General features: G+C 70.4%; 11 protein-coding genes. 7 read left to right on the top strand and 4 right to left on the bottom strand.

Annotation, left to right across the window (positions count from 1 at the left end; translation table 11 throughout):
• Positions 1 to 40: 40 nt before the first annotated feature.
• The 7 genes from cysC to ACGF3J_RS09980 all read left to right on the top strand — a co-directional run bounded on the left by cysC (position 41) and on the right by ACGF3J_RS09980 (position 6,676).
• A complete protein-coding gene (cysC, locus tag ACGF3J_RS09950; RefSeq protein ID WP_161332585.1) occupies positions 41 to 577 on the top strand; it encodes an adenylyl-sulfate kinase in 537 nt (178 codons plus the stop codon).
• The gene (gene cysD, locus ACGF3J_RS09955) at positions 574 to 1,512 is read left to right on the top strand and encodes a sulfate adenylyltransferase subunit CysD (RefSeq protein ID WP_161332586.1); all 939 of its coding nucleotides are present in this window, start codon (positions 574 to 576) and stop codon (positions 1,510 to 1,512) included. The genes cysC and cysD overlap by 4 nt, the downstream gene beginning before the upstream one ends.
• 2 nt (positions 1,513 to 1,514) lie before the next feature.
• The gene (locus tag ACGF3J_RS09960; RefSeq protein WP_393853832.1) at positions 1,515 to 2,870 is read left to right on the top strand and encodes a sulfate adenylyltransferase subunit 1; all 1,356 of its coding nucleotides are present in this window, start codon (positions 1,515 to 1,517) and stop codon (positions 2,868 to 2,870) included.
• A gap of 239 nt (positions 2,871 to 3,109) precedes the next feature.
• Positions 3,110 to 4,213, top strand: a complete 1,104-nt coding sequence (locus tag ACGF3J_RS09965) for an aliphatic sulfonate ABC transporter substrate-binding protein (protein ID WP_393853833.1) — start codon at positions 3,110 to 3,112, stop codon at positions 4,211 to 4,213.
• A gap of 36 nt (positions 4,214 to 4,249) precedes the next feature.
• Positions 4,250 to 5,047, top strand: coding sequence for an ABC transporter ATP-binding protein (locus ACGF3J_RS09970; RefSeq protein ID WP_393853834.1), 798 nt, complete (start codon positions 4,250 to 4,252; stop codon positions 5,045 to 5,047).
• Positions 5,034 to 5,930: an ABC transporter permease gene (locus ACGF3J_RS09975; protein ID WP_393853835.1), complete on the top strand. Its 897-nt coding sequence runs from the start codon at positions 5,034 to 5,036 to the stop codon at positions 5,928 to 5,930. The genes ACGF3J_RS09970 and ACGF3J_RS09975 overlap by 14 nt, the downstream gene beginning before the upstream one ends.
• A gap of 8 nt (positions 5,931 to 5,938) precedes the next feature.
• Positions 5,939 to 6,676, top strand: coding sequence for a sirohydrochlorin chelatase (locus ACGF3J_RS09980; RefSeq protein ID WP_361363994.1), 738 nt, complete (start codon positions 5,939 to 5,941; stop codon positions 6,674 to 6,676).
• A 21-nt stretch (positions 6,677 to 6,697) separates the two neighbouring features.
• Here the strand turns inward: ACGF3J_RS09980 and ACGF3J_RS09985 are convergent, their stop codons facing one another.
• The 4 genes from ACGF3J_RS09985 to ACGF3J_RS10000 form a co-directional block, all read right to left on the bottom strand.
• Positions 6,698 to 7,246 (bottom strand): DUF1697 domain-containing protein, encoded by a 549-nt coding sequence (locus ACGF3J_RS09985; RefSeq protein ID WP_386934988.1) that lies wholly within the window; start codon positions 7,244 to 7,246, stop codon positions 6,698 to 6,700.
• A 215-nt stretch (positions 7,247 to 7,461) separates the two neighbouring features.
• Positions 7,462 to 8,892 carry an MFS transporter gene (locus tag ACGF3J_RS09990; RefSeq protein ID WP_393853836.1) on the bottom strand — a complete coding sequence of 477 codons (1,431 nt, stop codon included), beginning with the start codon at positions 8,890 to 8,892 and terminating at the stop codon, positions 7,462 to 7,464.
• Positions 8,889 to 9,545, bottom strand: a complete 657-nt coding sequence (locus ACGF3J_RS09995; protein WP_393853837.1) for a TetR/AcrR family transcriptional regulator — start codon at positions 9,543 to 9,545, stop codon at positions 8,889 to 8,891. The genes ACGF3J_RS09990 and ACGF3J_RS09995 overlap by 4 nt, the downstream gene beginning before the upstream one ends.
• A gap of 413 nt (positions 9,546 to 9,958) precedes the next feature.
• Positions 9,959 to 10,348, bottom strand: coding sequence for a hypothetical protein (locus tag ACGF3J_RS10000; protein WP_393853838.1), 390 nt, complete (start codon positions 10,346 to 10,348; stop codon positions 9,959 to 9,961).
• Positions 10,349 to 10,872: the final 524 nt, after the last annotated feature.

Consider the following 10,872-nt stretch of genomic DNA (forward strand, 5'->3'; position numbering starts at 1 on the left):
GACGACGACCACCGGACCAACGAGTTTCAGGGAGACCCACGTGACGACCGGAGCCACCGTCTGGCTCACGGGCCTGCCCAGCGCCGGGAAGACCACCATCGCCCACGAGCTGGCCGGCCGCCTGCGCGAGGAGGGCAGGCGCGTCGAGCTGCTCGACGGGGACGAGATCCGCGAGTTCCTCTCCGCGGGCCTCGGTTTCGACCGCGCGGACCGGCACACCAACGTGCAGCGCATCGGCTTCGTCGCCGAACTCCTCGCCCGCAACGGCGTCATGGCGCTGGTCCCGGTGATCGCCCCGTACGCGGAGAGCCGGGACGCGGTCCGCGAGCGGCACGAGGCGAACGGCACCCCGTATGTGGAGGTGCACGTGGCCACCCCGGTCGAGGTGTGCTCGGTGCGCGACGTGAAGGGCCTGTACGCCAAGCAGGCCGCCGGTGAGATCTCCGGGCTCACCGGCGTCGACGACCCGTACGAGGAGCCCGTCAAGCCCGACCTGCGCATCGAGTCGCAGCATCAGACCGTTCAGGAGTCCGCCGCGGCGGTCCACGCCCTGCTCACCGAAAGGGGACTGGCATGACGACGTCCGTGGCGGCCGTGGCGGAGGGCACCGACAGCCCTTACGCCCTCTCCCACCTCGATGCTCTCGAGTCGGAGGCGGTGCACATCTTCCGTGAGGTGGCGGGTGAGTTCGAGCGGCCGGTGATCCTGTTCTCCGGCGGCAAGGACTCCATCCTCATGCTGCACCTCGCGCTGAAGGCGTTCGCGCCCGCGGCGGTGCCGTTCTCGCTGCTGCACGTGGACACCGGGCACAACTTCCCCGAGGTCCTCGACTACCGCGACCGCACCGTCGAGAAGCACGGGCTGCGGCTGCACGTCGCCTCCGTGCAGGACTACATCGACCGCGGCGTCCTGCGCGAGCGCCCCGACGGCACCCGCAACCCGCTGCAGACCCTCCCGCTGACCGAGAAGATCCAGGCCGAGAAGTTCGACGCCGTCTTCGGCGGCGGGCGCCGCGACGAGGAGAAGGCGCGGGCCAAGGAGCGGGTGTTCTCACTGCGCGACGAGTTCTCCCAGTGGGACCCGCGCCGTCAGCGTCCCGAGCTGTGGAACCTGTACAACGGCCGCCACGCCCCCGGCGAACATGTCCGCGTCTTCCCGCTGTCCAACTGGACCGAGCTGGACGTGTGGCAGTACATCGCCCGCGAGAACATCGAACTGCCCGCCATCTACTATGCCCACGAGCGCGAGGTCTTCGCCCGCTCGGGCATGTGGCTGACCGCGGGCGAGTGGGGCGGCCCCAAGGCCGGTGAAGCCGTGGAGAAGCGGTTGGTGCGCTACCGCACCGTCGGCGACATGTCCTGCACCGGCGCCGTCGACTCGGATGCCGACAGCATCGAGAAGGTCATCGCCGAGATCGCCGTCACCCGCCTCACCGAACGCGGCGCCACCCGCGCCGACGACAAGATGTCCGAGGCCGCGATGGAAGACCGCAAGCGCGAGGGGTACTTCTAGACATGACCAGCACCACCGAACCCACCGGGGCCCTGTCCATCTGGCAGCTGTCCGAGACGACCCTGCTGCGGTTCGCCACCGCCGGCTCCGTCGACGACGGCAAATCCACCCTCGTCGGACGCCTCCTGCACGACTCCAAGTCGGTCCTCACCGACCAGCTGGAGGCCGTGGAGCGGGCCTCCGCGAGCCGTGGCCAGGACGCCCCCGACCTCGCCCTGCTCACCGACGGCCTGCGCGCCGAGCGCGAACAGGGCATCACCATCGACGTCGCCTACCGCTACTTCGCCACCCCCAGGCGCCGGTTCATCCTCGCCGACACGCCGGGGCACGTGCAGTACACGCGGAACATGGTCACCGGCGCCTCCACCGCCGAACTCACGGTGATCCTGGTCGACGCCCGCAACGGCGTGGTGGAGCAGACCCGCCGGCACGCGGCGATCGCCGCTCTGCTGCGGGTGCCGCACGTCGTCCTGGCCGTGAACAAGATGGACCTGGTCGACTACCGCGAGCCCGTGTTCGCGGCGATCGCCGAGGAGTTCACCGCCTACGCCACCGAGCTGGGCGTCCCCGAGGTCACCGCCATCCCGATCTCCGCACTGGCCGGGGACAACGTGGTCGAGCCGTCGGCGGTCATGGACTGGTACGGCGGACCCACCGTGCTGGAGCACCTGGAGACCGTGCCGGTCAGCCACGACCTCGCCCACTGCCACGCCCGGCTGCCCGTGCAGTACGTGATCCGCCCGCAGAGCGCCGAGTATCCCGACTACCGGGGCTACGCCGGTCAGATCGCCGCGGGCACCTTCCGCGTCGGCGACGAGATCACCGTCCTGCCCTCCGGGCGGACCTCGAAGGTGTCCGGGATCGACCTGCTGGGCGTGCCGGTCCAGGAGGCGTGGACGCCGCAGTCGGTGACGCTGCTGCTGGAGGACGACATCGACGTCTCCCGCGGTGATCTGATCGTGCCGCGCAAGGACGCCCCGGCCACCTCCCAGGATGTCGAGGCCACCGTCTGCCACGTGGCCGACGCGCCGCTCACCGTCGGCCACCGGGTCCTGCTCAAGCACGGCACCCGCACCGTCAAGGCGATCGTGAAGGACATCCCGGCCCGGCTCACCCTCGATGATCTGTCCCTGCACCCGCACCCCGGACAGCTCGCCGCCAACGACATCGGCCGGGTGACCATCCGCACCGCCGAGCCCCTGCCCGCGGACTCCTACGCCGACTCCCGCCGCACCGGCTCCTTCATCCTCATCGACCCCAACGACGGCACCACCCTCACCGCCGGCATGGCCGGTGAGTCCTTCGCCACGCCGGAGCCCGTCAAGGACGAGGCGGACGAGGACGGGTGGGACTTCTGAGCATGAACTCCCCTGATGTCTACTCCACGTTCGCGAAGGAGGGCGGCCGCGTCGGCAGCGGTGCACTCGGCAGCGGGCAGGGCGGAGTGGCGCGATGTGTGTGCTGACGTACGCGCACTGCCTGCGCGCCCACACCCCCCACCCGCACAGCCGAAGACAAGCCGACCTCCCGGCCACGACCTGACACCTCGGACGACCCGACAGGCGTGAGCGCCGGACCAACGAGAGGAACACCTCCCGTGCCTGCCACCACCGCCCTGCGCCGCACCGTCGCGGTCCTGGCCGCCCTGCCGCTGCTGGCCCTCGCCGGCTGCGGGTACGGCTCCCAGGCCGAGAAGGACGACGGGGCCAAGGTCGCCGCCGGTGCCGAGAAGACCGACGGTCTGGACTCCGTGCGGATCGGCTACTTCGGCAACGTCACCCACGCCACGCCGCTGGTCGGCAACCAGAAGGGCTTCTTCCAGAAAGCCCTGGGTGGCACCGAGGCCAAGTACGCCACCTTCAACGCGGGCCCCTCCGAGATCGAGGCGCTGAACTCCGGCTCCATCGACATCGGCTGGATCGGCCCCTCCCCCGCCATCAACGGCTACACCAAGTCCGGCGGCAAGAACCTGCGGATCATCGGCGGCTCCGCGTCCGGCGGCGTGAAGCTCGTGGTCAACCCCGACAAGATCAAGTCGCTGAAGGACGTCAAGGGCAAGCGCATCGCCACCCCGCAGCTCGGCAACACCCAGGACGTCGCCTTCCTCCACTGGATCGCCGAGCAGGGCTGGAAGACCGACGCGCAGTCCGGCAAGGGCGACGTGACCGTCGTGCGCAGCGACAACAAGGTCACCCCGGACGCCTACAAGTCCGGTTCCCTGGACGGTGCCTGGGTGCCCGAGCCGACCGCGTCGAAGCTGGTCGCCGAGGGCGGCAAGGTGCTGCTGGACGAGTCGGCGCTGTGGCCCGACGGGAAGTTCGTGATCACGAACATCATCGTGTCGCAGAAGTTCCTCAAGGAGCACCCGAAGGCCGTCGAGGCGGTGCTGAAGGCATCGGTCGACACCAATGAGTGGATCAAGGCCAACCCGGACGAGGCGAAGGCCGCCGCCAACAAGCAGCTGGAGAAGGACACCGGCAAGGCCCTGCCCGCCGACGTCCTCGACCCGGCGTGGAAGTCGATCCAGCTCACCGACGACCCGCTGGCCGCCACCCTCGACGCCCAGGCCGAACACGCCGTCAAGGCCGGCCTGCTCGACCAGCCCGATCTGGGCGGCATCTACGACCTCACGCTGCTCAACAAGGTCCTCAAGGCCAAGGGCAAGCCCACCGTCGACGACGCCGGACTCGGCGCCCAGTAAAGCCCGGATCCGACCGTTCCCCAGGAGGTGACGACCATGGCCACGACCACGACCCTCGCCAAGGCCGCCGACGGCACCGAGGCGGCCACCGCGTACGCCGCCCGTATCGAGCACGTCTCGAAGTCGTTCGCGGGCCCCGCCGGGCAGCAGCTCGTGCTGGACGACATCACCCTCGATGTCGCGCCCGGCGAGTTCGTCACCCTCCTGGGGGCCTCCGGCTGCGGCAAGTCCACCCTGCTCAACCTGGTGGCGGGCCTGGACCGGCCCAGCACCGGCGAGATCACCACCGACGGACGCCCCGCCCTGATGTTCCAGGAGCACGCCCTCTTCCCCTGGCTCACCGCGGGCAAGAACATCGAACTCGCCCTGAAACTGCGCGGCGTGCCCAAGACAGAGCGCCGCGAGAAGGCGGAGGAACTGCTCGAACTCGTCCGGCTCAAGGGCGCGCACGGCAAGCGGGTGCACGAGCTGTCCGGCGGCATGCGCCAGCGCGTCGCGCTCGCCCGGGCACTGGCCCAGGAGAGCAAACTCCTGCTGATGGACGAGCCGTTCGCGGCGCTGGACGCCATCACGCGGGACGTCCTGCACGACGAACTGACCCGCATCTGGCGCGAGACCCAGCTGTCCGTCCTGTTCGTCACGCACAACGTGCGCGAGGCGGTCCGCCTCGCCGAGCGCGTGGTGCTGCTGTCCTCCCGCCCCGGCCGCATCGCCCGCCAGTGGACGGTGGGCATTCCGCAGCCGCGCCGCATCGAGGACACCGCCGTGGCGGAGCTGTCCGTCGAGATCACCGAAGAACTGCGTGGGGAGATCCGCCGTCATGGCCAGCACTGAGACCACCACGCCCGCCAAGGACGCGGGAGATCTCGCCGGTCTGGAGGCGGGCCTCGACGCCCTGGAGACCCGGCAGAAGACCCGGACGCCCTTCAGGCAGACCTTCGTGGAGAAGATCCTTCCGCCGGCCGTCGCCGTGCTGCTGGTCCTGGCCGTGTGGCAGGCACTGGTCTCCTTCAAGATCGTCGACGACCCGACCAAGCTGCCGGCCCCGGCGGACGTGTGGCGGGTGGCGCAGGACGCCTGGCTCCAGGGCGAGTTGCTCGGCTACATCTGGACCAGCGTCTCGCGCGGACTCTCCGGCTTCCTGCTCGCCCTGGTGATCGGCACCCCTCTCGGGCTGCTGGTCGCCCGGGTGAAGGTCGTCCGCGCCGCCATCGGCCCCATCCTGTCCGGCCTCCAGTCCCTGCCCTCGGTCGCCTGGGTGCCCCCCGCCGTCATCTGGCTGGGCCTGAACAACTCGATGATGTACGCCGTCATCCTCCTCGGCGCGGTCCCCTCCATCGCCAACGGCCTCGTCTCCGGCGTCGACCAGGTCTCCCCCCTCTTCCTGCGCGCCGGCCGCACGCTGGGCGCCACCGGACTCAAGGGCACCTGGCACATCGTCCTGCCGGCCGCGCTGCCCGGCTACGTCGCCGGCCTCAAGCAGGGCTGGGCCTTCTCCTGGCGCTCCCTGATGGCCGCCGAGATCATCGCCTCCTTCCCCGACCTCGGGGTGGGCCTGGGGCAGCTGCTGGAGAACGGCCGCAACGCCAGCGACATGGCCATGGTCTTCGAAGCCATCCTCCTCATCCTCATCGTCGGCATCGCCATCGACCTGCTCGTCTTCAGCCCGCTGGAGCGGTGGGTCCTGCGCAGCCGCGGCCTGCTGGTGAAGAGCTGAGGTACGACATGTCCGCACCGGTCCTTCTGGTCATCGCCCACGGCAGCCGCGACCCGCGGCACGCCGCGACCGTGCACGCCCTGGTCCGCCGGGTCAGGGCGCTGCGCCCCGACGTACGGGTGGAGACGGGCTTCCTGGACTTCAACGTGCCCTCCGTGCCGGGCGTGCTGGAATCCCTGGCGACGGAGGGGGTGCGGGACGTGGTGGCGCTGCCGCTGCTGCTGACCCGCGCCTTCCATGCCAAGGCGGACATCCCGGCGGTCCTGGCGGACGCCCCGCCGCGGCTCAGGATCCGTCAGGCGGAGGTGCTCGGCCCCTCGCCGCTGCTGCTGGCGGCGCTGGAGCGGCGGCTGTACGAGGCGGGCCTCACGCCCGCCGACAAGTCCTCGACCGGGGTCGTCCTGGCCTCGGCGGGGTCCTCCGACCCGGAGGCGATCGCAGTGATCGCAGAAATCGCGCGGGAGTGGCGGCGTTCCGGTTGGTGCGCCGTGCGGCCTGCGTTCGCCTCCGCATCCCTGCCCCGCACCGAGGACGCCGTACGGGAGCTGCGCGCCCTTGGCTGCGCACGTGTCGCCGTCGCCCCGTACGTCCTCGCGCCCGGCCGTCTGCCGGACCGGATCGCACGGGGCGCGGCCGGGGCGGACGTACTGGCGGACGTCCTCGGCCCCTCACCCGAGGTGGCGCGGGTCCTGCTGGAGCGGTACGACGCGGCGCGGACGCCGGTACTGGCGGCGGTCGGGGCCTGACGCCGCCGGGCGGTCCCGGCCCTAGGGTCCGGTCATCTCCACGAGTTTGACGACGGTGTTCCAGTTGCGGGTGGTCGCGACCACTCCCTTGTTCACGCGGGGCCGCGCGAGGGCCTCGGCGAGCTTGGAGCGGCCGAGACCGTCGGGCGCGTAGAGGTACAGGGCGCGGTCCCCGAGTCGGAACTCCTCCGGGAGGAAGGCCGGCGCGTCGACCGGCGCGAAGCGCTCCGCGTCCACGGGGGCGGAGAAGTAGGTGACGTGCAGCTGCTTGGCCTCCAGTTCGGCGGCCGGGAAGGGGCACGCCTCGGCGACGGCCTTCAGATAGGCGTGGTCGCGCACGATCACGTCCACCGCGAAGCCGAAGCGTTTCTCGATCGCCCCCGCCAAGTCGGCGGCCAGGGACTCCTCGTCCCCGTGCGCGGCGGCGAAGACGGCCTGCCCGCTCTGCAGATGCGTGCGTACGGCGTCGTGGCCGAGGTCCGTCAGAAGCGCGCGCAGGTCGGCCATCGGGAGCTTCCTCGCCCCGCCGACATTGACCCCGCGCAGCAGCGCCGCGTACATCGTCGTCATGGGCACACCTTAAAAGGTCTCGGAGTCCTGTCCCGGACACCAGGGACAAGTATTCCCGCTAGTTGGTTCCGGGGTTCGTTGGTCTGCCGTTTCCCGGTGCTGAGGCACCTCACTGTGCTGTCTGAGTGACTGCCCGGAGCAGCTGCATGACGAGGCCGACACCGAAGACCGGTCTGGCATGTGACCAAATCCGCCTGGTTATGGAGGGCGGTTGTTCAATTGGTTGTCCGTCGAGCCGGTGGTGCCTGCGGTGTTGGTGCCTGGGCCGCGCGCGCCGCGGAGGTCGTGCCGTGCCCTTCCTGGTGGGCCGGGCGCCGGGGTAGCCGCGACGCAGGGAGCAGGCCGAGGGCGGCGACTGCGGCCAGGACCAGCAGGGCTGGACTCATCGTGGAAACAGCGGACCCGGTTACGCCGGCCGCGATGGCGATGCCGAGGGTCGGGCCGATGTTCGTGGCGGTCTGCTTGAGCCCACCGACGGCCCCGGCGTACCCGGGCGGCGCGTCGCCGACGACGGTCCCTGTGGCAGTGACCATCACTGTGGCGAACCCGGCACCGATGACAGCAAAGGCTGCGGTCATGACCATCCACGGGCTGGTCGGACCGAGCTGGGACAGCCCCACGATGCCGACCGCAACGAGGGCCGTACCGGCGATCGCGGTGCGGCGCGCACCGTATCTGCGCAGTGCGGCGACCGCGGCTGGTGCGCCGAGGGCCATGAGCGCGGTCAGTGGAAGGACGCGCAGACCGCTGGCGAGCGGGCCGAGGCGGAGTGTGTCCTGGAGGTAGAACGTGGCCCTGAACAGTGCGCCGAACAGGCCGGCGGTGGTGACCAGCAGGATTGCCATCGACGCCGTCACCGGTACGGACCGCGCCACGGCCGGTGGAACGATCGGGTGCGTAGTGCGGCGTTCGTGCCGGGCGAGGAGCGCTGCGATACCGATGATGGCGAGGAGTTCGAGCAGCGTCGGCGGGGCGGTCCACCCCCGCGCGGGTATCTCGGCCAGGGCATGAACCAGGACTGCGAGTGCGATCGCGAGCAGGCCCGCACCGGTGAGGTTGAGCCGCGCAGCGTTGCCACGTTCAGGTATGGGCGTCCGCACGGCGAGGACGAGAGCGGCGATGACGAACGCGACAGGTACGTTGACCCAGAACACGGCGCGCCAGCCCAGATGCGCCACGAGCACACCGCCGAGGATCGGACCGGCCCCTGACGCCACCGCGATCGCACTGGTGCGGATGGCGATGGGCGTGCCGAGCCGGTCAGCGGGATACGCCAGCCGTAGCAGCGCGAGCGTGGCAGGCTGCAGGAGCGCGCCGAACCCGCCCTGCATCGCGCGCAGGACGATCACCCAGCCGACGGTTGGCGCGAGCGCGATCCCGGCGGAGGCGGCCCCGAAGCCGAGGGCCCCGACGAGCAGGAGGCGCGGGTGCCCGTAACGGTCCCCGAGGCGCCCGGCGATGACGAGCAACGCGGCCACCGCGACCAGATAGCCGGTGCTCGTCCACTGGATCTGCGCCATACTCGCGCCGAGATCACGCTGCAGGCTGGGCTGTGCCAAGAGCAGGATGGTGCCGTCCAGTGCAACGGTCATTGCGGCGGCCACGCTGATCAGAAGGGCGAGTTGCCGCTGTAAGGGTGCGGTCATGCGGTCACCGGGCCGAGATGGGCGTCCAGAACTGCCGTGATGAGCCCGTCGCGTCGGTCGTCACCGGGGTCGCGGCCCGGCGGTGGGGCCCCGAGGGCGAGTTGCAGGCTGCCCCATGCCCACAGCTGGGCGATACCGTGCAGGTTCGACCACAGGGCGGCGGCGGTCACGGCAGGCGGCGGTGCGGTCTCCTTCGGCCAGTCGGTGTGTTGCGCGGCATGCCGCTCCGACCGGCAACGGGCGACGAGTTCGGTGAGGTGCCCGAACAACGGGAGGGTCGACTCGCGCAGCCTCGGTTGGTCCGATGGCTGCGGCTCGCTGTCGAGCAGGTCGTGCCGCCACATGAGCTCGAACATGCCGCGGCGTTCCAACGCGTACCCGACGTACGCCCGCGCGAGGGCATGCAGCTCGCCGCGCGGTGTGGACGTGCCGGCGACGGCGGCCTCGAACCGGGCCCCGAGGTCCTCGAAGCCGCGACGGGCGATGGCCGACAGCAGCGCGTGGTGCGTGGGGAAGTACCGACGCGGAGCGCCGTGCGACACCCCCGCTCGACGGGCTATTTCCCTCAGGCCCACGGACGCGGAGCCCTCGGTCAGCACGAGGTCGACTCCGACATCGATCAACCGCTCCCGAAGGGAGCCCTCACCGGTCATAGACAGTGTCTACCATCGGCCGTAGACGTTGTCTACTCGCCTTGATGTTCGACCAGAACAGCGCGGGCAACCGCGCCCGAACCGGCCTGGGCGAAGAAGCGGGTTACTTGTCCCTGGCGTCCGGGCCAGGACTCCGAAGCTCAGAACGGCCGTCGTGCCCCGTGGGGGCGGGCACGACGGCCGGGTCCGCACGGCGGCGGACGTGCGCGCCACTCTCGCCGATGCGGTGTGCGGGGTTCAACCACTACACGCGCCTGTGACTTAAACAACAAGCCTGCGGAACTCCCGGCCCACCGTATTGGACGCGCGACCCAGAGGAAACAGTGCTCGACGGTCGTCGCCGGCGCGGGGTTCCCCTCACGTGATGTGGGCCGGTCGACGGGCCACGAGGAGCCGCGGACACGGCCCGGACTTCAGGTGCGGCGGCCCGGCGCGGCCCCGGCCAGCCCTGTCCCAAGAAGGAGGTACGCGGCGAGGGCGAGGATCGGTATGTGCCCGCCCGCCCGGTCGATGTCGTCGATGAAGTACCCGGACAACCCCAACCAGACCAGCCCGCCGACGGCCACCAGCACGGTGTTGCCGGCCTCCCCCGTCATCCGCATTCCGACCCACAGCAGTACGGGCATGAGAGCCCAGGAAGCAGCTGTGGTGAGCAGGAACTCGAAGGCGCCGGAGAACATCGAGTCTCCGCTCTGGTCCGCCCTGTCGCGTGCCCACGCGAAACCGACGGACATGAGGGCGTGACAGGCTGCGGTGGCGACAACGACGGTGACAGCGCCTTTCACGAATCGTACGTACCGCATGGCGGGAATCCTCGCTCTTCGCAGACCGATGGGTCCCGACACGGGTGATGCTTGGCGGGGTGCCGGGCGCCGGAGATCTTCGGGTGGAACGACGTCATCGACGGCTTGGGCGAATCGTTGTCCGCCTCGGACCGGCCGTCCATGACGATAGCGTGGATGGATTCGGGATCACCAAGATCGCCTCGTCCTTGAAGTCGGACGCAGGGTCCACGAGCGTGGCTCCCACCGATGTCGCGACAACCTTCATCTTCTGGGCACGGTCGCCTGCCGGATCCGGGCTTGCTTGGAGCCGTGGCACTTGTCGACGGGCAACATGCTGTGGGGACTTGGAGTCGGTGCCCGACACCGAGTACATCGTCTGCTGCAGCGCCCTTGCCTGCTGGAGCAGCGGCGGCCCACCGAGCGCGCACCCTGACCCCACGCCCCGGCGCCCCCGGAAGATGTAAGGGACCCGGATCCTCCTCAGCGGTGAGAGACGGCGGTACGGAGGGATGACCCGCCGCCGGTTCGCGTCACCAAGGAGC

The sequence above is a fragment of the Streptomyces sp. NPDC048171 genome (genome assembly GCF_043202655.1).
Classification (GTDB): domain Bacteria; phylum Actinomycetota; class Actinomycetes; order Streptomycetales; family Streptomycetaceae; genus Streptomyces.